The sequence below is a fragment of the Sphingomonas sp. R86520 genome (assembly GCF_042466285.1).
Lineage (GTDB): Bacteria > Pseudomonadota > Alphaproteobacteria > Sphingomonadales > Sphingomonadaceae > Sphingomonas.
Genome location: NZ_JAXHBZ010000001.1, coordinates 625,869 through 651,806 on the forward strand (window position 1 = coordinate 625,869; position 25,938 = coordinate 651,806).

The 25,938-nt window shown below is 66.0% G+C and carries 22 protein-coding genes; 13 read left to right on the forward strand and 9 right to left on the reverse strand.

Features of this window, described 5'->3' with window-relative positions; genetic code table 11:
* Positions 1-21: 21 nt before the first annotated feature.
* Positions 22-2,334, reverse strand: a complete 2,313-nt coding sequence (locus SJY41_RS03110) for an FdhF/YdeP family oxidoreductase (RefSeq protein WP_380778976.1) — start codon at positions 2,332-2,334, stop codon at positions 22-24.
* Between the two features lie 127 nt (positions 2,335-2,461).
* Between SJY41_RS03110 and trxB the strand changes: the two genes are divergently transcribed.
* A complete protein-coding gene (gene trxB, locus SJY41_RS03115; RefSeq protein ID WP_380778978.1) occupies positions 2,462-3,430 on the forward strand; it encodes a thioredoxin-disulfide reductase in 969 nt (322 codons plus the stop codon).
* Between the two features lie 21 nt (positions 3,431-3,451).
* Here the strand turns inward: trxB and SJY41_RS03120 are convergent, their stop codons facing one another.
* From SJY41_RS03120 to SJY41_RS03130, 3 genes are read right to left on the reverse strand one after another with little or no spacing between them, the layout of a single operon-like run.
* On the reverse strand, positions 3,452-4,210 hold the full coding sequence (locus tag SJY41_RS03120) for a hydrolase 1, exosortase A system-associated (protein ID WP_380778980.1): 759 nt from the start codon (positions 4,208-4,210) through the stop codon (positions 3,452-3,454).
* On the reverse strand, positions 4,198-4,905 hold the full coding sequence (locus SJY41_RS03125; protein ID WP_380778982.1) for a hypothetical protein: 708 nt from the start codon (positions 4,903-4,905) through the stop codon (positions 4,198-4,200). The genes SJY41_RS03120 and SJY41_RS03125 overlap by 13 nt, the downstream gene beginning before the upstream one ends.
* Before the next feature lie 2 nt (positions 4,906-4,907).
* Positions 4,908-5,186 carry an acyl carrier protein gene (locus tag SJY41_RS03130; RefSeq protein ID WP_380778984.1) on the reverse strand — a complete coding sequence of 93 codons (279 nt, stop codon included), beginning with the start codon at positions 5,184-5,186 and terminating at the stop codon, positions 4,908-4,910.
* 94 nt (positions 5,187-5,280) lie between these two features.
* On the opposite strand from SJY41_RS03130, the gene SJY41_RS03135 reads away from it, so the two are divergent.
* From SJY41_RS03135 to SJY41_RS03190, 12 genes are all read left to right on the forward strand, one after another.
* Entirely contained in the window at positions 5,281-6,978 is a 1,698-nt protein-coding gene (locus tag SJY41_RS03135; RefSeq protein ID WP_380778986.1) for an AMP-binding protein, read from the forward strand.
* Entirely contained in the window at positions 6,975-8,201 is a 1,227-nt protein-coding gene (locus tag SJY41_RS03140) for a pyridoxal-dependent decarboxylase, exosortase A system-associated (RefSeq protein WP_380778988.1), read from the forward strand. Before SJY41_RS03135 ends, SJY41_RS03140 begins: the two co-directional genes overlap by 4 nt.
* Before the next feature lie 153 nt (positions 8,202-8,354).
* Complete coding sequence (locus SJY41_RS03145; protein WP_380778990.1) at positions 8,355-8,999, forward strand: XrtA/PEP-CTERM system exopolysaccharide export protein; 645 nt, start codon at positions 8,355-8,357, stop codon at positions 8,997-8,999.
* Positions 9,000-9,009: 10 nt separating this feature from the next.
* Positions 9,010-10,533, forward strand: a complete 1,524-nt coding sequence (locus SJY41_RS03150) for an XrtA system polysaccharide chain length determinant (protein WP_380778991.1) — start codon at positions 9,010-9,012, stop codon at positions 10,531-10,533.
* A gap of 3 nt (positions 10,534-10,536) precedes the next feature.
* On the forward strand, positions 10,537-11,580 hold the full coding sequence (locus SJY41_RS03155) for an AAA family ATPase (RefSeq protein WP_380778993.1): 1,044 nt from the start codon (positions 10,537-10,539) through the stop codon (positions 11,578-11,580).
* The gene (locus SJY41_RS03160) at positions 11,580-13,313 is read left to right on the forward strand and encodes a hypothetical protein (RefSeq protein WP_380778995.1); all 1,734 of its coding nucleotides are present in this window, start codon (positions 11,580-11,582) and stop codon (positions 13,311-13,313) included. The genes SJY41_RS03155 and SJY41_RS03160 overlap by 1 nt, the downstream gene beginning before the upstream one ends.
* A 13-nt stretch (positions 13,314-13,326) precedes the next feature.
* A complete protein-coding gene (locus SJY41_RS03165; RefSeq protein WP_380778997.1) occupies positions 13,327-14,400 on the forward strand; it encodes an ExeA family protein in 1,074 nt (357 codons plus the stop codon).
* On the forward strand, positions 14,387-15,262 hold the full coding sequence (locus SJY41_RS03170; RefSeq protein WP_380778999.1) for an XrtA system polysaccharide deacetylase: 876 nt from the start codon (positions 14,387-14,389) through the stop codon (positions 15,260-15,262). Before SJY41_RS03165 ends, SJY41_RS03170 begins: the two co-directional genes overlap by 14 nt.
* Positions 15,259-16,296, forward strand: coding sequence for a FemAB family XrtA/PEP-CTERM system-associated protein (locus SJY41_RS03175; protein ID WP_380779001.1), 1,038 nt, complete (start codon positions 15,259-15,261; stop codon positions 16,294-16,296). Before SJY41_RS03170 ends, SJY41_RS03175 begins: the two co-directional genes overlap by 4 nt.
* Positions 16,293-17,582 (forward strand): glycosyltransferase, encoded by a 1,290-nt coding sequence (locus tag SJY41_RS03180; protein ID WP_380779003.1) that lies wholly within the window; start codon positions 16,293-16,295, stop codon positions 17,580-17,582. The genes SJY41_RS03175 and SJY41_RS03180 overlap by 4 nt, the downstream gene beginning before the upstream one ends.
* Positions 17,579-19,072: an exosortase A gene (gene xrtA / locus SJY41_RS03185; protein WP_380779005.1), complete on the forward strand. Its 1,494-nt coding sequence runs from the start codon at positions 17,579-17,581 to the stop codon at positions 19,070-19,072. Before SJY41_RS03180 ends, xrtA begins: the two co-directional genes overlap by 4 nt.
* Complete coding sequence (locus SJY41_RS03190) at positions 19,073-20,959, forward strand: XrtA/PEP-CTERM system amidotransferase (RefSeq protein ID WP_380779007.1); 1,887 nt, start codon at positions 19,073-19,075, stop codon at positions 20,957-20,959. It abuts the gene before it with no gap.
* A 4-nt stretch (positions 20,960-20,963) separates the two neighbouring features.
* Here SJY41_RS03190 and SJY41_RS03195 read toward each other — a convergent pair whose 3' ends face one another.
* The 5 genes from SJY41_RS03195 to SJY41_RS03215 form a co-directional block, all read right to left on the reverse strand.
* Positions 20,964-22,634, reverse strand: a complete 1,671-nt coding sequence (locus SJY41_RS03195) for a formate--tetrahydrofolate ligase (RefSeq protein ID WP_380779009.1) — start codon at positions 22,632-22,634, stop codon at positions 20,964-20,966.
* 94 nt (positions 22,635-22,728) lie between these two features.
* Positions 22,729-23,214, reverse strand: coding sequence for a DUF4142 domain-containing protein (locus SJY41_RS03200; protein ID WP_380779010.1), 486 nt, complete (start codon positions 23,212-23,214; stop codon positions 22,729-22,731).
* A gap of 26 nt (positions 23,215-23,240) precedes the next feature.
* Positions 23,241-24,026 carry an SDR family NAD(P)-dependent oxidoreductase gene (locus tag SJY41_RS03205; RefSeq protein WP_380779012.1) on the reverse strand — a complete coding sequence of 262 codons (786 nt, stop codon included), beginning with the start codon at positions 24,024-24,026 and terminating at the stop codon, positions 23,241-23,243.
* A gap of 11 nt (positions 24,027-24,037) precedes the next feature.
* The gene (locus tag SJY41_RS03210) at positions 24,038-25,216 is read right to left on the reverse strand and encodes a zinc-dependent alcohol dehydrogenase (RefSeq protein ID WP_380779014.1); all 1,179 of its coding nucleotides are present in this window, start codon (positions 25,214-25,216) and stop codon (positions 24,038-24,040) included.
* Positions 25,216-25,797, reverse strand: a complete 582-nt coding sequence (locus SJY41_RS03215; RefSeq protein WP_380779016.1) for an SRPBCC family protein — start codon at positions 25,795-25,797, stop codon at positions 25,216-25,218. Before SJY41_RS03215 ends, SJY41_RS03210 begins: the two co-directional genes overlap by 1 nt.
* Positions 25,798-25,938: the final 141 nt, after the last annotated feature.

The window sequence follows — 25,938 nt, forward strand, 5'->3', positions numbered from 1 at the left end:
CGCCGAGAATACGCTGCGCGGTCAGCGCGTCTTCTCGATGCGTACCGGTACGGATTTTGCCGCGGGAACATGACTTTCGCGGGCATGGTGCGCAACCGGTATGAGCAGGTTGCACTCGGGGTAATAGGCGCCGAGGCAGCCCTCGGGGATCGCATATTCGACCACGCGGAGCTTGTTCAGGCGACGGTCCGAATTGTCGCCTGCGTCGCCGACCAGATCGACGTCGTCGCCATCGGTGATCCCCATCCGGATCATGTCGCTGCGATTCATGAACACGATGTCGCGCGTCCCCTTCACGCCGCGGAAGCGGTCGTGATAGCCGTATACGGTCGTGTTGAACTGATCGTTCGACCGCAGCGTCATCAGCCGGAAGCGGCCCTCCGCCTCCTCGAACCCGGTGACGTTCAGCGCCTGCGGAACGTTGATTTCCGCCTTGCCGCTCTTGGTCTTCCACTCGCGGTGCGCCGCGGGCACGCCCTTCCAGAAGCCGCCCGGCGTGAACATCTGGTCGTTGAAGTTCTTGAACAGGTCCGGATACGTCACTTCGATCGCGTCGCGAACGCGCGCATAATCGCGCACCCACGCATCCCAATCGAGCTTTGGATTGGGCGCGAGTGTCGCCTTGGCGATCCCTGCGACGATCGCGGGCTCGGACAACAGCGTCTCCGCCGCCGGCGTCGCCTTGCCCTTCGATCCGTAGATCTGGCTGAACGAATCCTCGATCGACACGCTCTGCGGCCCGGTGCCCTGCATGTCGGTCTCGATCCGGCCGAGGCAGGGAAGCAGATACGACGTCTCGCCGGGCAGCAGGTGTGAGCGGTTGAGCTTGGTCGCGATGTGCACGGTCAGGTCGAGCGCGCGCCATTTCGGCTCCATTCGCGCATGATCGGGGATCGCGCGGACGAAATTGCCGCCGAGCCCGACGAACGCCTGCGCGCTGCCGTCGAGCACCGCTTCGCACGCCTCGACCGTATCCCAACCCTTGGCACGCGGCGGCTCGAACCCGTATTGCTCGGCAAGCTTGTCGAGCGGCGCGAGTTCGGGCTTCTCGGTAATGCCGACGGTGCGCTGGCCCTGCACGTTCGAGTGGCCACGAACCGGCCCCATGCCGGCACCGGGCTTGCCGATATTGCCGCGGAGCAGCATCAGGTTGACGAGCATGTGGACGTTGTCGATCCCGCCGACATGCTGCGTCAGGCCCATGCCGTACACCGCGATGACCGCCTTCGACTTGGCATAGACCTTCGCCGCCGCCTCGATCTCGGTGCGGGGCAGGCCGCTCTCATGCTCGATCGTCGCCCATTCGGTCGCGCGTGCGACATCGGCGAACGCCTCGAACCCGGTGGTGTGCTCGGCGAGGAACGCGTGATCCAAGACGGGCAGGCCGTTGATCCGCTTGGCGTTGTCGTCGGCCTCGATCAGGTATTTGCACATCCCCATGATCGCGCCGACATCGCCGCCGGTCTTCAACTGGTGATATTGCGAGGCGATCGGCGTCGATTTGCCCGTCACCATCTCGATCGGGTTCTGCGGGTCCTGGAATTTCTCCAGCCCGCGCTCCTTGAGCGGATTGAACACGACGATCTCGACGCCGCGCTTCGCACAATCGCGCAAGGGATGGAGGAACCGCGGGCTGTTGGTTCCGGGATTCTGCCCGAAATAGAAGATCGCGTCGCACTTCTCATAATCGGAGAGGTGGATCGTGCCGACCGCCGAGCCGATCGCCGACTTCAGACCGACCGAGGTCGTCTCGTGGCACATGTTCGAGCTGTCGGGCAGGTTCTGGCTGCCATACATGCGGGCCAGCAGGCTGTACATGTACGAGGTTTCGAGGCTGGCGCGGCCCGACGCGTAGAAGATGACCTTGGTCGGATCATAGGTCTTCAGCTTGGCACCGATGCCGGCGAACGCCTCGTCCCAACTGCATGCCGCATATTTGTCGGTCGTCGGGTCGTACTTCAGCGGATGCGTCAGGCGGCCTGCCTGTTCGAGATCGTAATCCTTCCAGCCTACCAGTTCGCTGACCGTATGCTGTTCGAAGAAGGCGGGCGTGACCCGGAACGACGTCAGCTCCCACGCGGTCGCCTTCGCGCCGTTCTCGCAGAACTCCGCGACGTGCGGATGCGCCGGTTTGCCCCAGGCGCAACTCACGCAGGCAAAGCCGTCCGGCTTGTTCTGGCGTGCGAGTTCGCGGACCACTTCGGGCCCCACTCTCTCTCGCGCGGAGATCTCGACGAGCGACTTCATCGACCCCCAGCCACCGGCGGGCGCGGTATAGTCTTCGATCTCGATGCTGCGGTCGTGGACGGGGGCGTCGGTGGGGGTATCGCTCATGGTAACTCCTTGCGTCGACACGAGAACGAAGCTCCAAAGCTTTCGATGCATGCGCAACAGATTTACCGACGGTTCAAATCGGGCCGCCGATCGCCTAGATGCAATCTCGAATCTCCAAGGAACGACGATGACCACCCATACCACCCGCATGCTCATCCTCGGCTCGGGCCCTGCCGGGCTCTCGGCCGCGATCTATGGCGCGCGTGCCGGCATGGCGCCGATCGTCGTGCAGGGCATCCAGCCGGGCGGCCAGCTGACGACGACGACGGATGTCGAGAACTATCCCGGCTTCAAGGACGTGATCCAGGGGCCGTGGCTGATGGAGCAGATGCAGGCGCAGGCCGAGCATGTCGGCACGCGGATGATGTGGGACACGATCGTCGAGGTCGACCTGACCAGCCGCCCATTCCGCCTGATCGGCGACAGCGGCGACGTGTATGAGGGCGACACCCTGGTCATCGCGACCGGGGCGCAGGCCAAGTGGCTCGGCATCGACAGCGAAGAGCCGATGAAGGGCAAGGGCGTCAGCGCCTGCGCGACCTGCGACGGGTTCTTCTACCGCGGCAAGAAGGTGGCGGTGATCGGCGGCGGCAACACCGCGGTCGAGGAGGCGCTGTACCTGACCAACCATTCGCCCGACGTGACGCTGATCCACCGCCGCGATTCGCTGCGCTCGGAGAAGATCCTCCAGGAACGCCTGTTCGCGCACAAGGGCGTGACGGTGTTGTGGAACAAGGAAGTCCGCGAGTTCATCGATGGCGGCGGCAATGCCGGGCTGGTCGCGCTGGAACTGGAGGACACGGTGACGGGAGAGCGTTCGCGGCTCGACGTCGATGGCGGGTTCGTGGCGATCGGCCACCATCCGGCGACCGAGCTGTTCCGGGGTCATATCGATCTTGATTCGGATGGGTATATCGCCGTCGAGACCGGTTCGACGCGGACCAGCGTCGAGGGTGTGTTCGCGTGCGGCGACGTCGCGGACAAGGTGTACCGGCAGGCGGTGACGGCGGCGGGGACGGGCTGCATGGCGGCGCTGGACGCCGAGCGCTTCCTGGCGGCGGCCGAGTTTGCGGAGCTTGCCGAAGCCGCTGAATAACGGGCGTAATCGGGGAGACTATCAGACCAGGTTACGCCTGAGTGCGGTCTCCAGTGCGGCGCCTGCCGCACCGGTGAAGCTGTGGGAGTCGGTGTCGATCGTCTCGGTCTGGACGGCCTTGCCGGCGGCCGCGGCGAAGGCGATCGCGGTCGCATCGCCGTGGGCCAGGATGACCGCGGCGTTGGTGTGCCAGCTCGCTAGCGCTGTCAGGACACGGGTTGCTAGCGCTTCGGGTTGGGTGTCATATATCCTTACTAAGCCTCTGATAAGCTTGCGAAAGTCGATCCCTCCGAGTAGTGCGCGGCGCCATGTCGCGGGGTCGTGTAGCGCGGTCCTGTAGCGGGCACGGATGGCGGCGGCGGGGGGGAGGTCGTCGATCGGTTCTACCACCCAGGGGTTGGCGAGGACGATCCGGTTCAGGCCTGCCGCCCGCCCGAACAATGCCAGGGTGCTGGCGGCGTCGCAGTTTCCGAAGCCGACGATGCGGGTGACGTGTGGCGCTAAGGATCGGAACGCGGCGGCGGCGGCGATGAGGTCGGGTTTGGCGGTAAGGAACTCGCCATTGTCGCCGGTTGAATCCCCTACGCCGCGGCGATCGTAACGGAAGACGGGGGTGCCGGTTGCGGCGAGGCGGTGGGCGAGCATCGCCATGCCGCGATGTGCGCCGCTGCGGATCTCGTTACCGCCGGACACGATCAGCAGGCCGGTGGCGCCGGGGGCTTCGTCGAGCGTTGCCGCTAGCGTTTCGCCTTCGCAGGGGAAGGCGATCAGCTTTCGCATGATGCCATGCACTGTGCGATATCGATAGCAAGTCTCTGTGCAAAAACGATATCATTTCCCGGCTCTGAGCGACGCCAGAGTGGCGAACCCGGATGTGCAACGTCCGCGGGCCGCGGGTCCGTATCCAAGCGGGCGATCCGCATCGGGCCTTCGCCGGCGTACGCCGTTGCCTCACGGAGATCGGCGAGCATGTCGGAGCATAGAATATTGCCGGCGTATTCGCGGTCTGCCGCCGGGGTGGTTCGGGTAGCGGCGTTGCGCGTGCGTTCGAGATCGCGGAGCAACTCTGCTCCGGTCTGCGGCGCCAGTTGCCAGCGACCGGCGAGGGTCGCCTGAGTGTCGAGCAGCGCGCCGCTTCTTATGGAGATGGCGTAGGTGCGGCTGCCAAGCTGTTGTGCGAGCGCCGTATATGCCTCGCGCTGGTCGTGCAGTCTCGCCTCGCAGGTCACGACGATGCTCTCACCGGTGCCGGGGAAGTCGGGGAGCACGCTGCCGATGCCTTTGGCCGCGAGGGCGCGCAGGATCGTGACCAGGAACTGCCGTGTGCGGTTCGCTTCTTCGAACAGCGGGAGTGCGGCGATGACGATCGGGCCGGTGTCGGGGCCGAATCGCAGCATCGCCTCGCTGCCGCCGTTCCAGTCATAGGTGTCGAAGCGGAGGCCGGTCATCCCGGTGGAGGCTAGACCCCCGGTCAACGCTAGACCAGCGCCTTGCCCGCGGCAAACGTCACCAGTGCGCCGAACGTCTCGAGCATCTCGCCGTCGATCTCGTCGTCCTCGATCAGGATGCCGAGCCGGTCTTCGAGCTCGGTCAGGACACTCGCCACCGCCATCGAATCGAGTTCGGGCAGTGCGCCGAACAGCGGCGTGTCGGCGGTGAACGCGGCGACTCGCTCGGCGCTGAGGCCGAGGATATCAGCAAGGACGGCGCGTACCGCCGTTTCGACTTGGGAAGTGCCTTCGAAGATCACGAGCATCGCCTGAACCGTTGCGAACCGGGCCCCGCTAGCGCGTGGGGGTGAATTCGGCAACGGCTTCGCGCCATCGGGGCTTGGCGCTATGAGGGTCACGATGATCGCGCTCGACCCCAAGCCATACCCTATCGACCATGTCGCGTTGCGCGGCGCTGCGGATGACGTCGCGCTGATCGACAAGGCGGGGACGATGACCTTCGCCGAGCTTGAGGCTGGCGTCGCGGCGTTGGCCGGGTGGCTGGCGGCCAGGGGACTGGCGTCTGGGGATCGGGTCGCGACGTGGTTGCCAAAGACACGGGCTGCCTGCCTGATGCCGCTGGCGGTGGCGCGGGCGGGGCTGGTGCACGTGCCGGTCAATCCGCTGCTGCGTAGGGCGCAGGTTGCGCATATTTTGGGGGATAGCGGGGCGCTGCTGCTGGTGACGCAGGGCGCGCGAGCGGCGACGCTGGAAGCGGACGACGTGCCGGATGGCTGTGCGATCGTGGACGAGGCTGACGTCCCGCTTGCGGATCCCCGGCTGAGGCCGGGGCCCAGTTGGGATGATGCCGATGACGTCGCGCGACGTGCTGCCACGAGGGTTCTCCCAACTGGGCCCCGGCCTTCGCCGGGGAACCGTGAGTGCGGTAGTTTGGGACCGTCGGATGCCGATCCTGATAGCCTTGCCGCGATTCTCTATACCTCCGGGTCTACCGGGCGGCCGAAGGGCGTGATGCTGAGCCACGCCAACCTGTGGCTCGGGGCGATTTCGGTTGCGCATTATCTGAAGCTGGAGCCCGAAGACCGTGTGCTGGGCGTGCTGCCGCTGTCGTTCGACTATGGCCAGAATCAGCTGTTCTCGACCTGGGTGGCGGGGGCGTCGGTGGCGCCGCTCGATTACCTGGTAGCGCGTGACGTGGTGAAGGCGGTCGAGCGGGTCGGAGCGACGACGCTGGCCGGTGTGCCGCCCCTTTGGGTGCAGTTGCTGGAGGCGGAGTGGCCGGGCGAGACCGCGACCCGGTTGAAGCGGCTGACCAACTCTGGAGGGGCGTTGACGCCGCGACTGGTGCGCGGGCTTCGCGCGCGGTTTCCGGCGGCGGACGTCTACGCGATGTACGGGCTGACCGAGGCGTTCCGGTCGACCTATCTCGATCCCGCGCTGATCGATTCGACGCCCGACGCGATGGGGCGGGCGATCCCGTTTGCCGAGGTGTCGGTGGTGAAGCCCGATGGGACGCGCGCGGTACCCGGCGAGGTCGGGGAACTGGTGCATTCGGGTCCCCTGGTCGCGCAAGGCTATTGGCGGGATGCGGCGCGGACGGCTGTGCGGTTTCGGCCTGCGCCGGATGGTGTCGGCATGGCGGTGTGGTCCGGGGATACGGTGGTCGAGGGTAAGGACGGCTTGCTCCGGTTCGTCGGGCGCGATGACGAGATGATCAAGAGCGCGGGGAACCGGATCAGCCCTCTTGAGATCGAGGAAGCCGTGCTGGCGGGCGGGGAAGCGCGCGAGGCGGTCGCGGTAGGGGTGCCGGACGATCGGTTGGGGCAGGGTATCGTCGTCATGCTGGCTGGGGATGTTAGCGGTGAGGCAACGTTGCGGGCGCGGTTGCGGACGGCGTTGCCGAGTTTCATGCAACCGGGTGTGTATCTCTGGCGAGACGAATTGCCGCGCAATGCCAACGGGAAGATGGACAGGTCTGCTATCGCCGCTGAAGTAAAGGCGGAGGTCCAGACTGGGCCCCCGCCTTCAGAGCCCCTTCAGAATATTACTTTGAAGGGCGACCCTTCGCGGGGGAACATGGAAGGGAGTGCGTCATGAAACCGATGGGCGCCCTTCCTCAGGAGTTCTCGCAGCAGTCCGGCGTGCTGAGGATCGGCCGCCGGTCCGCTAACGACTGGGCTGCGAAGGCCGGCGACACGCCGCTGTTCGTCTACGACATGGCCATCGTCGCTTCCCGCATCGCGCGGTTTCGGGCGGCGATGCCGGCGATCGACCTGCATTATGCGATCAAGGCCAATCCGCATGTCGACCTGCTCGCGGCGATCGCGCCGTTGGTCGATGGGCTCGACGTGGCCTCGTCGGGCGAGCTGGCCAAGGCGCTCGCGGTCAAACCCGCCGCGTCGATCAGTTTCGCGGGTCCGGGCAAGCGCGACGACGAACTGGTCGCCGCGATCACCGCCGGTGCCACGCTCAACGTCGAATCGGAAGGCGAGGCCGCGCGCGCGTTCGCGGTCGGCGATCGGCTCGGCCGCACGCCGCAAATGGCCGTGCGCGTCAATCCGGACATCGAACTCCGCGGGTCTGGCATGCGGATGGGCGGGCGAGCGTCTCCGTTCGGGGTCGATGCGGTCCGTGCGGCGGCACTGGTAAAGACGATAGTCACGGCCGGGGCGGACTGGCGCGGATTTCACATCTATGCCGGGAGCCAGGCGCTCGACCCTGTCGCGATCATCGAGACGCAGGGCGCGACGATCGCGCTTGCTGCGCGATTGAGCGAGGCGGCTGGCGTTGCGCCGCCGCTCGTCAATCTCGGCGGCGGGTTCGGCGTGCCGTATTTCGCTGGCGACGTGGCTCTGGACGTCGAACGTGTCGGCGAAGCGCTGAGCGAATCGCTTGCCGCGCGTCCCGACGTTCTCGCCGATACGCGGTTCGCGATCGAACTCGGGCGCTGGCTCGTTGCCGAAGCCGGCGTGTACCTGACCCGGGTCGTCGACATCAAGGAAAGCCAGAGCGAGACCTTCGTCATCGTCGATGGCGGGCTCAACCACCAGCTCGCCGCCAGCGGCAATTTCGGCACGGTCGTCCGCCGCAACTATCCGATCGCGGTGGCCACGCGGATGGGGCACGATGTTTCGGAAACCGTCTCCGTCGTGGGTCCGCTCTGCACCCCGCTCGACCGGCTCGGCGACAAGATCGCGCTGCCGGCCGTCGCGGTCGGCGACCTCATCGCCATCTTCATGGCCGGCGCATACGGCGCCAGCGCGAGCCCGACCGCATTTCTCGGGCATCCACCGGCCGTCGAGATCGTTACTGGTGTATAAGCCTCAGATGCCAAGGTCTTGGCGGAGCATGGTTACGGGGCGCTCCTAACCCTATCTTCACCTGTTCCTCACATAGCCAAGGCTGAGTTTAGCCGACCGCCGGGCAACCGACGGCCAGCGTTCCGCCAGTGAGGCGCCAGGAGAAAAGTGCCCATGCGTTCCGGATCCGTATCCAAATCCCTGCTGACCCTCGGCCTTGCGGCGACCACCCTGAGTGCCTGCGCGACGGCGGACACGCGTCCCGAGTTGCCACCCGCGTCGTTCGTCGCGAATCAGGAATTGCCGGGCGAGGAATACGTCATCGGCCCGCTCGATCAGCTCAATATCTTTGTCTGGCGCAATCCCGAACTGTCATCGAAGGTCCAGGTGCGGCCCGATGGCCGGATCACCACGCCACTGATCAACGACATGCCCGCGGTCGGCAAGACCCCGGCGATGCTCAGCGACGACATCAAGAAGGCGCTCGGCGCCTATATCAAGGATCCGATCGTATCGGTCATCGTCGAGAACTTCAGCGGCACCTACAGCCAGCAGGTCCGCATCGTCGGCGCGACCGAGAAGCCGGCGTCGATCCCGTACCGCGCCAACATGACGCTGCTCGACGCGATGATCGCGGTCGGTGGCCTCAGCCAATATGCGGCGGGCAACAAGGCGCGGCTGGTTCGCTACGATCGCAAGACCGGCAAGCAGACCGAGTTCGGATTGCAGATCGGCAATCTGCTGAAGAAGGGCGATTCGTCGGCCAACGTCCAGCTCGCGCCGGGCGACGTGATCATCATCCCCGAATCGATGTTCTGAGGCAGCCAGGATGAACGGGATCTACGACGAGGTGCGGGTCGCCCTGCACGCGATCTGGACGCGGCGCTGGCTGGCGCTCGTCGTCGCGTGGGGCGTGTGCGTGCTCGGCTGGCTTGTGGTGGCGCAGATTTCCAACCGCTACGAATCGACCGCGCGCGTGTTCGTGCAGATGCAGACGATCCTGCCGTCGGGCATGGACGGCGTGCCGCAAAGCGTGCCGATGAGCGTCGATACGATCCGCACCACGTTGATTTCGGCCGTCAATCTGGAAAAGGTCGTGCGCGGTACCGACCTCGCGAACACGGTGTCGAGTGACCGTGACGTCGCCGACCGGGTGGCGGCACTCGCACCCAACATCAAGATCGCGTCGCAGCAGGACAATCTGTTCCAGATCACGACGACCGCGGCGAGCCCGAAGCTCGCACGCCAGATCACGCAGAAGTTGATCGACCTGTTCGTCGAGCAGAACCTCGCCGGTGACCGGTCCAAGACGACCCAGAGCCTGACCTTCCTCGACCAGCAGCTTGCGGCACGCCAGAAGCAGCTGTCCGATGCGGAGACCAAGCGCGCGGACTTCCAGAATCGCTATCTCGGCGCGCTGCCGGGTACCGGGTCGGTAAGCGACCGGATCGGTGCATCGCGCTCGCAGATGTCGCAGGTCGATGCCGATCTTGCCGCCGCGCAGTCGAGCCTGGCGGCCGTGCAGGGCCAGCTGGCAGGTACGCCGGCGACCGTCGCCGGGGCTGGCGGTGTCGCCGGTGCGGCCGGACCAGCACGGGCGCGGTTGCAGGCGATCCAGGGCCAACTCGCCGATGCGCGCGCGCGCGGCTATACCGAAAATCACCCCGACGTCGTCGCGTTGAAGAGCCAGCTCGCAGCGGCGACCGCGGCCGCGCGCAGCGAACCGCTGTCGGGCGGAAGCGCGGGTAATTCCGCGCAGAACCCGCTTTACACTTCGCTCCAGTCGATGGCCGCCGATCGTCAGGCAACCGTCGCGTCGCTGCGCATGCGCAAAGGCCAGCTGCAGGGCGATCTCGATCTGTTGAACTCGAAGCTGTCGGGCGATCCCGAGGTGGCTGCCGAGCAGGGATCGATCGACCGCGACTATCAGGTGCTGAAGGATCAGTATGACGCGTTGCTACGCCAGCGCGAGCAGACCGCTTTGGTCGGGCAGGCCCAGTCACAGACCGATCACGTGAAGTTCAGCGTGATCGATCCGCCGACGACGCCGCGCACGCCGAGCGCACCGAACCGCATGCTGCTGCTGTCGGGCGTGCTGGTCGCTGGACTCGCAGCCGGGATCGGCGCAGCGTTTGCCATGGGGCAGCTTCGATCCACCTTCGCGACGACCGCTCGGCTTGAAAAGGCGGCCGGCATGCCGGTGATCGGCTCGATCGGGGAAGTCGTGACACGCGTACAGGCGAGTCAGCGTCGGCGAAAATTGAAGATGTTCCTGGGCGGCACTGCCGCGCTGGGCGCTGCGTATGTTCTTTTGCTGGGGGTCGAAATCCTTCAGCGCGGCCTGGCGGCATAGGGGATGACCGTGAGGAAACCTGTTCGCGAACCGTCGCTGCTCGAACGTGCGGCCAAGGTATATGATCTGAGCGCGCATCGCCGCGCCCGTGGTACGGTCGAGGCGGACAGCGGGGCCGAACCCGGTGTCGCGGACGACGAACCGTCGACCGACACGCCCGACTTCGACGGTGTTCCAGCGTCGCGGCCGGAACCTACCACCAGTCCGTTGCGGGAATTCCTCGATCCGACGTTCCTCGCGATCCCGGAAGAACTGCGTGCGCCGGTCGGCGAGGAGTTTTCGGACGAATTCTACCTTCCCGACAGCGTGGACGATGCGGCGCGGATCGATCGCGGGATGCTGGCGATCAACGGCATGATCGTGCCCGGTGCGCCGGTCGGCCCGCTGGCGGAGGAGTTTCGCCTGATCAAGCGCCAGTTGCTGATCTCCGCCGCGCGGATCGCCGAGAGCGAAAGTGCCGACAAGGCGCGCATGATTCTCGTCTGCTCGGCCCGACCCGGCGACGGCAAGACGTTCTGCGCGATCAACCTCGCGCTCTCCATCGCCGCCGAACGCGATACCGAGGTCCTGCTCGTCGACGCGGACGTGGCGAAGCCGGACGTCGTCAATCGCTTGGGCCTGACCGACGGTCCCGGCTTGCTTGACGCGCTCGGCGATGCAGGGATCGACGTCGAGGACCTCGTGATCGAGACCGACGTGCCGCATCTGTCGATCCTGCCGGCCGGTTCCAAGACCACGATGGATACCGAGCTGCTCGCCAGTGCCCGGACCAGGGCCGTGATCGCGCGACTGCTGGAAGCCAACCCGCGCCGCGTCGTTATCTTCGATTCGCCGCCTGCGCTCGCCGCGTCGCCCGCGGCCGTGTTGGCGATGCGTGTCGGACAGGTTATGCTGGTCGTTCGCGCTGATCGGACGCCCGAAAACGAACTTCGTGCCGCGGTGAACCTGCTCGACGGGTGTGATCACATCCAACTCGTGCTGAACGCCGTCTCGTTCGTTCAAGGCGGGGCGCGGTTCGGCAGCTATTACGGCCAGGAGGCCTCTTGATGACTGGGCCAACCATCAGGCCGACCGTTCGCGGCCGCGCATTGCTTCAGGGTGCAGTTGTGCTCGCCGCGCTGACCGTTCCGTCTGCGATCGCGCAGGCACAGGCACAGGCGCAGGCGCAGGCACAGGTGACGCCGACCGCGACCGACACGCCCGGTGCCGCGCAGGGCGCACGGCGCGTCACGATCGTCCCATATGTCGAGGTCAGCCAGACATTGGCCGCCGATCTCGATGGCGACGATGTCCTGACGTACACCAGCCTTGCCGCCGGCGTCGACGCGGCGGTCCAGACGAAACAGATTTCAGGCCAGCTCAGCTACCGCTACGAACACCGGTTCGGGTGGGGCGACAAGCTGGGTGACGACGATATCCATTCGGGTCTCGCGCGCGTCGATGCGCGGTTGACCCGGAACCTCACGCTCGAAGCCGCGGGCATCGCGACGCGCGCACGCTCCGACATCCGGGGGGCGGCGCCCGGGCTGCTCGTCGGCAACGTCAACAACGTCAGCCAGGTCTTTGCCGTCTACGCCGGTCCGAGCTTTACCAGCACTGCCGGCCCGGTCACGTTCAATGCCGACTATCGCCTAGGCTACACGAAGGTGGAGACACCGACTTTCGGCGATACCGCGCTCGGCGGACAACGGCTCGATTATTACGACGATTCGATCGGCAATACCGTCACCGCCAGTGCATCGGTCCGGCCGGGTGCGATCGCGCCGTTCGGCGTCACGGTCAGCGGATCCTACGACCGCGAGACCGCAAGCCAGCTGAAGCAGCGTTACGAGGGCTATTACGGCCGCGGCGACGTTCTCATGCCGATCTCCCCCTATGTCGCGCTGACTGCAGGCGTCGGCTATGAAAAGATCGAGACGAGCCAGAAGGACGCGGTCGTCGACGCGACCGGCACGCCGGTTCTCGACGACGACGGTCGTTTCGTCACCAACGCCGCATCGCCGCGGCGGATCGCCTATCGGACCGACGGGATCTATTACGACGCCGGCGTAATCTGGCGGCCCAACCGGCGTACCTCGGTCGAGGGACATGTCGGGCGTCGCTACGGTTCGCTCAGCTATACCGGCACCGCGACCTATCAGGCCTCGCAATCGGTCGGCATGGCGGTCAACGTGTATGACGGCGTGCAGACTTTCGGTCGGCAGTTGCGGACCGGTATCGGCAGCCTGCCGACCAGTTTCCTGACCGGTAACCAGCAAGGTTTCGGCCAGCAGTTCAACGGATGCGTGTTCGGCTCGACCGGCACGGCGCCGGGCGCGTGCCTCGACGACGTGTTCCAGTCGATCTCCACCGCCAGCTACCGCGCACGGGGCATCGACGCCGTGATCAGTGCCACCCGCGGCCGTTCGACCTGGGGCGCGGGCGCTGGCTATACCAACCGCAAGCTCTACGCGCCCAACGTCGCGCCGGGGCTGATCGTGACCGGTGTCGAGGATCAGAGCTACTACGGCCAGCTCTTCTACGTGCGCAGGTTGACCCAGGCGTCGGGCATCAACGCCGACCTGTTCGTCAACTATTACGACCCAGGTGTCGCCAATGTCGTCGCGGACGGCGTGTCCGGTGACGACGGCGTCTGGTCGTACGGTGCGACGGGCACATATTACCACAATTTCGGGCGTCTCGGCACAACCGCCTCGCTCGGGCTTTACAGCTTCAAGGTCGGCGACCTCGACAGCGACTGGTCGGCGCAAGCGCTGATCGGTGCGCGGTATCAGTTCTGAAGGCGAGCAGCAGATGTACGATGAACATTACGGACTGACGGGTCGGCCTTTCCAGCTCACCCCCGATCCCAAATTCTGGTTCGAGACCGCGACCCACCGCAAGGCGATGGCGTATCTCGGCTATGGGCTGGCGCAAGGCGAGGGCTTTATCGTCATCACCGGCGATATCGGCGCGGGCAAGACCACGCTGGTCGGCCATCTGATGGACACGATCGACCACCAGCAACTGAACGCGATCCGCCTGGTATCGACCGCGATCGAGGCCGACGACCTGCTGCGGATCGTCGCGACCGCCTTGCATATCGATCCGGCCGCGCTGACCAAGGCCGAGCTGCTCACCGCGGTCGAGCGGGGCCTGCATGCCGTCGCGCGCACGGGCAAGCGTACGTTGCTGATCGTCGACGAGGCGCAGGCGCTGCCGGTATCCGCGCTCGAAGAATTGCGGATGCTGTCGAACTTCCAGGCCGGCGGCCATGCGCTGCTGCAGATCGTCCTGCTCGGCCAGCCCGAGTTCCGCGACCGCCTGCACGGTTCGGAGCGGCTCGAGCAGCTTCGCCAGCGGGTCATCGCGATCCACCATCTCGATCCGATGGAAGAGCATGAGGTATCGGAGTATCTCGAGCATCGCCTGTCGGTGGTCGGTTGGACCGGAAACCCCGGATTTGCCGACGACGCATTCGCGGCGTTCTTTGCAGGGTCGGCGGGCGTTCCGCGTCGCCTGAACCTGCTTGCCGGGCGAGTTCTGCTCCACGCCGCGATCGAGGACCTGACGGTGATCGACGCCGACGTCGTCCGGACGGTGCAGCGCGATCTCGAAGGCGATCTGCCGATGCTCGCCACCGACAAGGGCAAGGGTGCGCCAGCGCTCGATGCCAAGCCCGAACCCGTCGCCCAGCCGCATACCGAAGCGCCGCGCACGGATCCCGTCATCGAGGACCGTATCGCCGAGCTCGAAGCGCGCGTGGAGTTGCAGGACAAGGCTCTGCGCCGCGTGCTGACGCTGCTGGTCGACTGGGTCGAAAGCGATGCAGACAAGCCGGAATACGCCCCGATCCGCGGTGTCGCCGCCTGGCATGACGCCGCGTAACATGGGCGCATCGAAGGTTTCCGTGCTGAACGGCATGTCGGTCGACGTCGAGGACTGGTTCCAGGTCGGCGCCTTCGAAAAGGTGATCGACAAGGCGGATTGGGACTCTCTCCAGCCCCGTGTCGAGGCGAACACCGACGCCGTCCTCGCACTGTTCGCCGAACAAGACACCAAGGCGACGTTCTTCACGCTTGGTTGGGTGGCGTATCGCTACCCCGCGTTGATCCGTCGGATCGTCGATGCGGGCCACGAGATCGCCAGCCACGGCTGGGATCACCAACGCGTCTTCACGATGACCCCGGAGGTCTTCCGCGCCGACCTTAGCCGCGCGCGCTCTGCGATCGAGGACGCCGCGGGGACGAAAGTCACCGGCTACCGCGCGCCGAGCTTCTCCATCGATCAGCGTACGCCCTGGGCGCACGTCGAACTGGCGGAGGCGGGCTACACCTACTCCTCCAGCGTCGCACCGGTGAAGCACGATCATTATGGCTGGCTCGATGCGCCGCGCTACGGCTTCAATCCGCTCGGCGACAGCGCGCTGATCGAGGTGCCGGTGACCGTGGCCGCGTTTGGCAAGCGCAAGCTCGCCACCGGTGGCGGCTTCTTCCGGCTGCTCCCCGCGGCGATCACGGATTTCGCCGTACGCCAGGTCAACCGCGAAGATCGTCCGGCGATGTTCTACTTCCACCCGTGGGAGATCGATGCCGCGCAACCACGCGTCGCGCAGGCACCGATGCGCGCGAAAATCCGCCATTATTCGCGGCTCGGCGCGATGGCGGGCAAATTGCGTGGCTTGCTCGGGCGCCACGAATGGGGCCGCGTCGATGCGGTGGTCGCACGCGAAGCGGCCCGGCTGGCGTGACTGCACCGATGCCCGTCGGCGTGCGCGAAGTGGACCTTCGCGATCCGGCCGAGTGCGCGCGGATCGCGGCGTTCGTCGCGGCAACCGACGGCGCAACGCCGTTTCATTTGCCGGCATGGAGCCTTGCCGTGCAGGATGGCTGCGGCCAACGCGCGCGCTATCTGGTCTCGGAGAATGCCGGCGCGATCGTCGGCGTCCTGCCGCTGACCGAGATGCGTTCGCCGCTGTTCGGGCGTGCGCTCGTATCGTCCGGGTTTGGTGTCGATGGCGGCATCTTGGGCGGCGCCGTCGAACCGCTCGCGGCGGGCGCGTGGAACCTGGCGCTGCGCATCGGCTGCCCCTCGGTCGAACTTCGCGGCGGTCCGGCACCGCAAGGCTGGGCCAGCGACGATGCCAGCTATCTCGGCTTCGTGCGCGATCTCGCGGCGGACGATGAGGCGGAACTGCTCGCGATCCCGCGGAAACAGCGCGCCGAGGTTCGGCGGTCGCTGGGCTTCGAACTCGAGATCGTGGCTGGCAACGACCGCAGATTGCTGGCCGAGCATTACCGGGTCTACGCCGAATCGGTCCGCAACCTTGGTACGCCAGTGTTTCCCGCCAAGCTGTTCCGGAGCGTCGCGGCGTCGATGGATGCCGACATTCTCACCGTCCGTCATGAGGGCAGGGCGGTCGCCAGCGTCCTCAGCCTGTATTTCAACGGCATCGTCTATCCCTATTGGGGCGGCGGGACCGGTGCAGCGCGGGGCTTGCGCGCCAACGATCGGATGTATTTCGCGCTGATGGCCCATGCCCGGGGACGTGGTTGCACCCGGTTCGATTTTGGTCGTTCGAAAACCGGCACCGGGGCGGCGGCGTTCAAAAAGAACTGGGGCTTCACCGCTGAGTCACGGCTCTACGCCAAGCGCAGCGATGGCCCGGCGCGCGAGGTGAATCCGCTGAACCCCAAATACGCGCTGATGGTGCGGACGTGGAAAAAGTTGCCGCTGTGGGCCGCCACTGCCGCAGGACCGTGGATATCCCGAGGCTTGGGGTGAACCTCCTCTTCCTGGCGCACCGCGTACCTTTCCCACCCGATCGCGGCGACAAGATCCGCAGCTTCCACATTCTCCAGTATCTGGCGAAGCGCGCGCGCGTGCATCTGGTCGCGTTCGCCGACGACGCGGCCGACTTCGATCCGCCCGCGGTGTTTACGGACATGCTGGCGAGTTGCACGATCCTGCCGCGCGGCAAGTCGCAGAAGCGCGCCGCGATCGAAGCGCTGGCAAGCGGCAAGCCCGTGTCGCTGACGGCTTTCGCCAGCCGCGCAGTGCAAGCCGCGGTTGACCGGGCCGTGCCGCATGTCTCGGGGATTTACTGCTTCTCGGGGCAGATGGCGCAGTTTCTTCCTGCTGGCGGTCCGCCGGTCGTCATGGATTTCGTCGATGTCGACTCTGCGAAATTCGCCGGGTTCGCGGATGACGTACGCGGTCCCATGCGCTGGATGATGCGAAGGGAGGCGCGGTTGCTTGGTGCGTTCGAACGTAAGATCGCGGCGAGAGTGTCAGCCAGTCTGTTCGTTAGCGAAGCGGAGGCCGCGCTTTTCCGCGATGGTGGCGCGATGGGCCGAATACTGGCGGTCGAGAACGGTATCGATGCGGGGAAGTTCGATCCGGCCGACAGCTACCTGAACCTTGGCCGCCACCCCGGCGGAGGCCGGGGCCCAGTTGGAAAGGTCGTAGTAACTGCGGACAGTCCGTCGTCATCGACGTTCCCCAACTGGGCCCCGGCCTCCGCCGGGGTGGTGGTAGGCGAGGACGACGTTAGCGCACCGCTCATCGTCTTCACCGGCCAGATGGACTATCGCCCCAACATCGACGCGGTGACCTGGTTCGTCCGCGACATCCTCCCGCTGATCCGCCAGAGCCACCCCGCACACTTCACGATCGTCGGCCGCGCTCCGACCGCTGTGGTGCAAGCACTCGCGAGCGACCACGTCACAATTACCGGCGCAGTCGACGATGTCCGGGGCTGGCTTGCGGCCGCCGATATCTGCGTCGCACCGCTGAAACTCGCGCGGGGCATCCAGAACAAGGTGCTCGAAGCGATGGCGATGGCGCGTCCGGTCGTCGCCTCGACCGCAGCGGCCGAGGGCATCGACCATGCCGGCACGATCCGCGTCGCGCAGACCGCACAGGATTTCGCCGATCAGGTGAAGGCGTTGCTCGAAACGCCGGAGGCCGCGACGACATTAGGCCATGCTGCCCGCGCGCAGGTCATCCGCCGCTATGGCTGGGACGCACGGCTCGCGCCGCTCGACGCGCTGCTGGACCTCGATTCGTGACGGCGTGGCGCCTGCACGGCATCGCACTGGCCATCGTCGCGATCCTGATCCTGTTGACGTTTCACGGCGACGTCGCCGACCTCGTGCATATCTGGTGGAACAGCACGACGTTCGGGCATTGTCTCTTCATCGGTCCGGTCGTCGCGTGGCTGGTCTGGCAGCGACGCACGGACCTTGCCCAATTGACCCCGACCGGCTGGTGGCCCGGCCTGGCGCTTGTCGCAATCGGCGGGATCGGCTGGCTCATGGGCGATGCCGCGTCGGTCGGCTTCGCGCGTCAGCTCGGCCTGATCATGATACTACAGGGCGCGGTAGTCACGATCCTTGGGCCGAACGTCGCCCGCGGGCTGCTCTTCCCTATGGCGTACGCGTTCTTCCTCGTGCCGTTCGGCGAAGGCATTGAGCCGCCGCTCCAGACCATTACGGTCGCGATCGTCATGCCGCTGCTCCATCTGGTCGGCGTGCCTGCCGTGGTCGACGGCGTGCTGATCCACGCCGGTCGCTATTATTTCGAGGTCGCCGAGGCGTGTTCGGGCGCGAAGTTCGTCATCGCAATGGTCGCGTTCGGCGTCCTCGTCGCCAATCTCTGCTTTGTCTCGTGGAAACGCCGCGCGATCTTCCTGCTGGTCTCGGTCGTCGTTCCCGTCATCGCCAACGGATTCCGCTCGTTCGGGACGATCTGGGCGGCCGACCTGACTTCGGTCGAGGCGGCGACCGGTTTCGATCATATCGTCTACGGGTGGGTGTTCTTTGCGCTCGTGATGGCCGGCGTTCTCGCGGTCGGCTGGCGCTGGTTCGACCGCGCGCCGGATGATCCCGCGTTCGACCCCGCACGGCTTCAGTCCGTCCCGACCTATCGCGCCGGCCCGTTTGCCGCGACTGCCCTCGTGCTCGCGACGGTCGCCATATTCCCGGTCTGGAGCGCCGCGATCGCCCGTCGCGCGCAGGTGCTGCCGGCGCATATCGACCTGCCCGAGATACCCGGTTGGCACCGCGTCGCGGTCAGCGTCCGGGCGCCGTGGACGCCCTATTACCCCGGCGCAGACCATTATCTGTTCGGTCGCTACGCCGACGCCACGGGCGCTTCCGTCGACATGAGCATCGCGGTGTTCGGCAACCAGCATGAAGGCAAGGAGCTGATCGGGTTCGGCACCGGCGTCCTGCGCCAGGAGGATCGCTGGGTCCGCGTCGAGGATCTGCCGCAAACCGTCGACGGCGCAGGCGCGGCCGGTTCGACGATGCGGATCACCGCGCCCGGGCCCATAGAGCGGATCGTCGCGACGTGGTACCGGGTCGGCGACGACACGACCACGCAGGACGACACGCTGGTGAAGATCGAGACGATGAAGGCGAGACTGCTCGGCGGTCCGCAACGCGCGGTGGCCATTCACCTGTCGGTCGAGGGTTCGGACCCGCGCCCGATTACGCGGTTTCTCGCGGCACTCGGGCCGATCGCACGGGTCGCCGACAACGCTGCGGGGATGCGCTGAATGTGCGGCATCGCCGGCATCTTCCATCCGGGCACGCCGAAGCCGGTCGATCCGAACCGGGTTCATGCCATGATCGCCGCGCTGGCGCACCGTGGTCCGGACGGCGACGGCATCTGGACCGCGCCCGGCGTCGGGCTCGGCCATCGCAGGCTGTCGATCATCGACCTCGAAGGCTCACCACAGCCGATGTCGAACGGCACGCTGACGATAACCTATAACGGCGAAGTCTATAATTTCGCCGATCTCCGCGACGAACTGACCGCGAAGGGTGCTGTCTTTCGCACGTCGGGCGATACCGAGGTCCTGCTGCATGCGTGGCGCGCCTGGGGCCCGTCGATGCTCGACCGGCTGAACGGCATGTTCGCCTTCGCGATCCATGATTCGGCCGCCCATACGCTGTTCATCGCGCGCGACCGGATGGGCGTGAAGCCGCTCCACTATGTCGAACTGGCGGACGGCTCGCTGGCGTTCGCTTCCGAACTGAAGGCCCTGCTCGCGCATCCGCAACTTCGCCGGGTACCCGATCTGGGGGCGGTCGAGGATTATCTCGCGCTCGGCTACGTTCCCGATGACGCGTGTATCGTCGCAGGCGTCAGGAAGCTCGCGGCCGGTCACTTCCTGCTGGTCGAGCGAGGCCGTCCGGTCCCGCCGCCACGCAAATGGTGGGACATCGACTTTTCCAACCGCGCAACCGGCTCTGCCAAGGCGCTGGGCGAGGAACTGGTCGACCGGATGCGCGCCGGCGTCCGCTCGCGGATGGTCGCGGACGTGCCGCTCGGCGCGTTCCTGTCGGGTGGCGTCGACAGTTCGGCAGTCGTCGCGCTGATGGCCGAGGCAAGCCCGAAGGCGGTCCGCACCTGCACGATCGGCTTCGAGGAGGCAGGGCATGACGAGCGTAGCTATGCCGACACCGTCGCGCGCCGCTTCGCCACCGACCACCGCGAGCGCGTCGTCAAGTCGGGCGACGTATCGCTGATCGACACGCTCGTCGCCAGCTTCGACGAACCCTTCGCCGACGCCTCCGCGCTCGCCACCTATCAGGTCTGCGCGCTCGCCCGCGAGAGCGTCACTGTCGCGTTGTCCGGAGATGGCGCCGACGAAGCACTCGCCGGGTATCGCCGCTACAAGTTCCAGTCCGTGGAAGAACGCGTCCGCGGCCTGCTTCCGGCGCATCTGCGCGCGGACGTGTTCGGCACGCTGGGCCGCTGGTATCCCAAGGCCGACTGGGCACCGCGCCCGCTGCGCGCAAAATCGACGTTGCTCGCGCTCGCGCAGGGCGGCGGCGAGGCCTATGCCCGCTCGGTCGGCGTCACCACGCCCGAACTCCGCGCGCAGTTGTTCAACCAGGGCGCGCGCGCCAGCCTCGGCGGCTACCGGGCGGAGGACCGTTACGTCGCGACGATGGCGAACGCGCCTGCGCGCGACGCGATCGACCGCGCGCAATATGCCGACATCAAGCATTGGCTGCCCGGCGACATCCTGACCAAGGTCGATCGCACCAGCATGGCGGTTGGCCTGGAGGCACGCGAACCGCTGCTCGATCACCGCCTCATCGAATTCTGCGCGACGTTGCCGGCCAGCATGCGGCTGCGCCACGGCGAGGGCAAATGGCTGATGAAGAAGGCAATGGAGCCCTATCTCCCGCGCGACATCCTCTATCGCCAGAAGATGGGCTTCGTGACGCCGATCAGCGCCTGGTTCCGCGACGCGCTGGCTGGCGAAGCGACCGCGCTCGCCAAGTCGCGCACGCTCGGCGAGACCGGCTGGTTCGACATGGCGACGATCGCGCGGATCGCCGACGAGCACCGGATGGGCCGTGTCGAGCACGGCCGCACCTTGTGGCAGTTCGTCATGCTCGAACGCTCGATGAAGCGGATGTTCGGGTAGGGGCTCAGAACAGCCCTTCGATCAGCCCTTCGTCGTTCAACCGGATTGCCTCGGCGGCCGGAACGCGCGGCAGGCCCGGCATCGTCATGATCTCGCCGCAGATCGCCACCACGAACCCGGCGCCCGCAGCAAGCCGGACCTCGCGCACCGGTACGATATGCCCGGTCGGCGCACCGAGCAGGGCAGGGTCGGTCGAAAAGCTGTACTGCGTCTTGGCGAGACACACCGGCAGATGGCCGTATCCCGCATCCTCCCAGCGCTTCAGCTGCGCCAGCACGCTCGGCTCGGCGACCGCGTGCTCGGCGCGGTAGATCCGGCGTGCGACGGTATCGATCTTGTCGAACAGCGACAGTTCGTCACCGTAAATGGGCGCGAACCCGCCACCGTGCGTATCGCAGAGCTCGGCGACCGCGTCGGCCAGTTCGACCGCGCCAGCCCCGCCTTCCGCCCAGTGCCGACACAGGATCGCGCGCGATCCGTGCTGCGCGGCCGCCTCGACGATCGCGGCGATCTCCGCGTCGCTATCGGTATGGAAATGGTTGATCGCGACGACCGCGGGCACGCCGAACTGCCGGATGTTCTCGATATGCCGGACGAGATTGACCGCGCCGCGCCGTACGGCGTCGACGTCCTCACGTCCAAGGTCAGCTTTGGCGACACCGCCGTTCATCTTCAGCGCGCGCGCGGTCGCGACGATCACGACCGCGTCGGGCGCCAGCCCCGCCTGACGGCATTTGATGTCGAAGAACTTCTCCGCGCCAAGGTCCGCTCCGAACCCGGCTTCGGTCACCACATAGTCACCCAGCGACATGGCTGCCCGTGTGGCGATCACCGAGTTGCATCCGTGGGCGATGTTGGCGAACGGGCCACCATGCAGGAATGCGGGCGTCCCCTCCAGCGACTGGACGAGGTTCGGCTTGATCGCCTCCGCCAGCAGCACCGCCATCGCGCCGTCCGCCTTCAGGTCGCGCGCGGTGATCGGTCGGCGATCGCGCGTGTACGCGACCACGATATCACCCAGCCGGCGCTCCATGTCGGCAAGGCCGTCGGCCAGGCACAGGATCGCCATGACCTCCGACGCCACCGTGATGTCGAAGCCCGACTCGCGCGGATAGCCATTGGCCACGCCGCCGATCGACTGGACGATATCGCGCAGCGCGCGGTCGTTCATGTCGAGTACCCGCCGCCAGACCACGCGGCGCACGTCGATCTCGAGCGCATTGCCCCAGTGGATGTGATTGTCGATCATCGCCGCCAGCAGATTATGCGCGGCGGTGATCGCGTGGAAATCACCGGTGAAGTGGAGGTTGATATCCTCCATCGGCGCCACCTGGGCACGGCCTCCGCCGGTCGCGCCGCCCTTGGTGCCGAAGCATGGCCCGAGCGACGGCTCGCGCAACGCCAGCACCGCGTTGCGCCCGGTATGCCGCAGCGCATCGGCGAGCCCGATCGAGGTGGTGGTCTTGCCCTCGCCAGCAGGCGTCGGGTTGATTGCCGTGACGAGGATCAGCCGACCGTTCCGCTCCGCTTTGCGCGCGTTCAGCCATTCCAGCGCGATCTTCGCCTTGTAGCGCCCGTAAGGCTCGATCGCCTCGTCGGGAATGCCAAGACCTTCGGCGATGGCGGCGATGGGGCGCAGGGCAACGCTGCGAGCGATGGCAATATCGGTATCCATGTCACCGCCTAGCGGGGGACAGCACGGCTTTCCAGACGGTTACAAACCTCAAATGTAACGCGGCGCCCGCTTTGTATCGCGGGCGCCGGCGCGCTTACATCGTCTGCAGTTCGGAAATGTGCGTCTGCACGACCGGGACGATCCCGGCAGCGACGGTCTTCAGCCCGGGTACGGTGCCATTGTCCGCATAGCCCTGCTGCAGGGCCAGTGCCTTCTGGTGCGCGGCCTTCTGCTGCGTGACGTACAGCCGGTCGCGTGCCATGCCCTTCGCGGCCCTCAGCGCCGCGACGTTCTTGGCGCCCATCGCATCCAGCTTCGGCGGCGCGACCTTCACTTTGGCGGCCATCGCTGCGGCCTTGACGTCCTCGGTGCTCTTGGTGTGATCGGTTACCATCATCTGCGCAAAGCCCTTGAGCTTCGGGTTGGTCGTCGTCGCCAGGACAAGCTGGCTGGACGTCTTCTCGTACAGGTCGCTGGCACCGGCCTTCATCACATAGGTCGAGGCGGGCATCGGCGCCTGGGCGGACAGCGCCGTCATCGGCATCGCGATCAGTGCCGCGGCGGTCAGGAACGTCTTCATGGTCTTCTCTCCTCGTCGTGTTCTGTTCAGCTGTCGGCGGTACCGGGTTCGGCCATCTTGCGGTGCATTTCGGCCAGCACGGCGTTCGGCGTGACGTTGGCGATCGTCGACTGGATCTTGTTTTTCCAGCCGGACACGATCGCCGCCTTGCCCGCCATCAGCGCATCCCAGCCGTCCTTCGCCACGTCGGCAGGGTCGCTCTTCTTCGGATCGGTGCCGACGTCGGTGTCCATCATGTGCGCGCGGTCGAAGAACTCGGTGTCGACCGGTCCCGGCATCAGGTTGGTCAGCGTGACACCGTCCGCATCCTTGATCTCGTTCTGGATCGCTGCGACGAAGCTGTCGACGAAGCTCTTGGTGCCGTTGTAGACCGCCTGGAACGCGCCGGGGATGTAGCCTGCAATCGATCCGGTCACGAGCACCTTGCCGGCGTTCCGCGCGACCATCGGCGGCAACACCTTCTGCAACAGATAGGCGGTGCCGACGACGTTGGTGTCGACCACCTTGCGCCACTCGGCCAGGTCCTGGTCGAGGAACGCCTTGCCGAGCCCGCGTCCCGCATTGGCGCAGACCAGATCGACCGTCCGGCCGTTCGTTGCCGCCAGCAACTGGTCGACGCCCTCGAGCGTCGAGAGGTCGGCCTGGACCGACTGCACGTCGGTGCCGAACTGCTTGAAGTCCTGCGCCGCGGCCTCGATCAGCGGTTCGTCGGCGACGACCAGGATGTCGTAGCCGTCCTTCGCGGCGAGCGTGGCGAGTTCGAAACCGATGCCCGTCGAGGCGCCGGTGATGATTGCGAATTTATCAGCCATTTCAGGTATCCTCAGTTGAAGCCGGGTTTCAGCACGACTTTCGTCACTTCGTTCTGGTTGTTCTTGAACATGTCATAGCCCTTGGGGGCATCCTCCAGGTCCATCCGGTGCGAGATCAGGAAGGTCGTGTCGATCTTCCCCTCCATGATCGCGTTGAGCAGCGCCGGCATGTAATGCTGGACGTGCGTCTGGCCGGTCTTGAGGGTCAGCCCCTTCTCCATGAAGGCGCCGAGCGGGAACTTGTCGATGAACCCGCCATACACCGCCGGCATCGACACCCGTCCGCCCTTGCGACAGGCGATGATGGCCTGGCGGATCGAGTGCGCCCGATCGGTGCCGAGGAAGGTGGATGCCTTGATCTGGTCGAGCACGTTGTCGACGAAGAACCCGTGCGCCTCCAGGCCAACGCTATCGATCACCGCGTCCGGACCGATGCCGCCGGTCATCACCATCAGCGCTTCGTAGACCGCGGTTTCCTCGAAGTTGATCGTCTCCGCGCCGAACTTCTTGGCGAGCTCCAACCGGTGCGGAAAATGGTCGATGGCGATCACGCGCTCGGCACCCATCAGGAATGCCGATTGCACCGCGAACAGGCCGACCGGGCCACAGCCCCAGACCGCGACCGTATCGCCGGGCTCGATCTGCGCGTTCTCCGCCGCCATCCAGCCGGTCGGCAGGATATCCGACAGGAACAGCACCTTCTCGTCGTCGACTCCCTCGGGAATGACGATCGGACCGACGTCGCTGAACGGCACGCGGACATATTCCGCCTGGCCGCCCGCATAGCCGCCGGTCATGTGGCTATAGCCGAACAGGCCCGACATGGGCTGGCCGTACAGTTCCTGCGCGATGTCCTGATTGTCGGCGGGAAGGCCGTTGTCACACGCTGAATATTGATGCTTGCCGCAGTGATAGCAGCTGCCGCACGCGATCGTGAACGGGACGACGACCTTCTGGCCCTTCTTCAGGGTCGACTTGGCGCCGACTTCCACGACTTCGCCCATGAACTCGTGGCCGAGGATGTCGCCAGCCTGCATCGTCGGGATGTACCCGTCGTACAGATGCAGGTCGGAGCCGCAGATCGCGGTCGCGGTGACCTTGATGATGCAGTCGCGCTGGTTGACGATTTCGGGGTCGTCGACCGTATCGACGCGAACGTCGTGCTTACCGTGCCATGCCAGAGCGCGCATCAGGCCATCTCCTCTTCGCGTTGCTTGCGGTTCATTGCGGCGGTCGCGATCTCGCCGGTTTCCATCAGTTGCTTGAAGCGGCGCAGGTCACGGCGTGCCTGGATCGCGGGTTCGCGCTGGAACATCTTGGCGATCAGCTTGCCGATCACGCCACCTGGCGGATCGTACAGGATGGTCGCGGTCACGACCGTGCCGCGGGCACCGGCGTCACGGAACTCGACGCGGCCGCTGTTCGGTACATCTGCCCCGTCTTCGGAGGCCCAGGCAATGACGCTGTCCTGCGCTTCGTCCGTAATCGCGGACGTCCACTCATAGGATTTGCCGGCCGGGCCTTTGACGACCCAGTGCGATCGGCGCTGGTCGAGGACATCGACGCGCTCGACATTCTCCATGAAGGTCGGGAGGTTCGTGAAATCACGGAAATAGGCGAACAACTCGGCGACCGGACGATTGATCGTCACGGCGCGGGCGACGATGCTGCTGCCCTTGCCATCAGTCAGTTCACGTGCTGCATCCGCGCCGGCGTCGCTGCGCTTGGACGTGCTGAGTGGCGCATCGTCCCTTGGTCCGCTTTCGGTCATGATCGTCTCCAGACTGCGAAGCCTGTTCAACAGCGTCGGGAGTTCGAATGTTCCGATCTTTCACGAGGAATAGCAGTGGCTTGATCTGCGTTAAGGCATCAGCGCGCTCGTCCAAGTCGCCTTTGTCACGAACATGACAAG

Coding starts and splice junctions, on each gene's coding strand:
- SJY41_RS03210 (WP_380779014.1), bottom strand. CDS start 25,216: ATGCGCGCTCTGGCATGGCACGGTAAGCACGACGTTCGCGTCGATACG.
- SJY41_RS03120 (WP_380778980.1), bottom strand. CDS start 4,210: ATGCGAAAGCTGATCGCCTTCCCCTGCGAAGGCGAAACGCTAGCGGCA.
- SJY41_RS03135 (WP_380778986.1), top strand. CDS start 5,281: ATGATCGCGCTCGACCCCAAGCCATACCCTATCGACCATGTCGCGTTG.
- SJY41_RS03205 (WP_380779012.1), bottom strand. CDS start 24,026: ATGGCTGATAAATTCGCAATCATCACCGGCGCCTCGACGGGCATCGGT.
- SJY41_RS03110 (WP_380778976.1), bottom strand. CDS start 2,334: ATGAGCGATACCCCCACCGACGCCCCCGTCCACGACCGCAGCATCGAG.
- trxB (WP_380778978.1), top strand. CDS start 2,462: ATGACCACCCATACCACCCGCATGCTCATCCTCGGCTCGGGCCCTGCC.
- SJY41_RS03160 (WP_380778995.1), top strand. CDS start 11,580: ATGACTGGGCCAACCATCAGGCCGACCGTTCGCGGCCGCGCATTGCTT.
- SJY41_RS03130 (WP_380778984.1), bottom strand. CDS start 5,186: ATGCTCGTGATCTTCGAAGGCACTTCCCAAGTCGAAACGGCGGTACGC.
- SJY41_RS03190 (WP_380779007.1), top strand. CDS start 19,073: ATGTGCGGCATCGCCGGCATCTTCCATCCGGGCACGCCGAAGCCGGTC.
- SJY41_RS03145 (WP_380778990.1), top strand. CDS start 8,355: ATGCGTTCCGGATCCGTATCCAAATCCCTGCTGACCCTCGGCCTTGCG.
- SJY41_RS03200 (WP_380779010.1), bottom strand. CDS start 23,214: ATGAAGACGTTCCTGACCGCCGCGGCACTGATCGCGATGCCGATGACG.
- SJY41_RS03150 (WP_380778991.1), top strand. CDS start 9,010: ATGAACGGGATCTACGACGAGGTGCGGGTCGCCCTGCACGCGATCTGG.
- SJY41_RS03195 (WP_380779009.1), bottom strand. CDS start 22,634: ATGGATACCGATATTGCCATCGCTCGCAGCGTTGCCCTGCGCCCCATC.
- SJY41_RS03165 (WP_380778997.1), top strand. CDS start 13,327: ATGTACGATGAACATTACGGACTGACGGGTCGGCCTTTCCAGCTCACC.
- SJY41_RS03140 (WP_380778988.1), top strand. CDS start 6,975: ATGAAACCGATGGGCGCCCTTCCTCAGGAGTTCTCGCAGCAGTCCGGC.
- SJY41_RS03170 (WP_380778999.1), top strand. CDS start 14,387: ATGACGCCGCGTAACATGGGCGCATCGAAGGTTTCCGTGCTGAACGGC.
- SJY41_RS03155 (WP_380778993.1), top strand. CDS start 10,537: ATGACCGTGAGGAAACCTGTTCGCGAACCGTCGCTGCTCGAACGTGCG.
- SJY41_RS03215 (WP_380779016.1), bottom strand. CDS start 25,797: ATGACCGAAAGCGGACCAAGGGACGATGCGCCACTCAGCACGTCCAAG.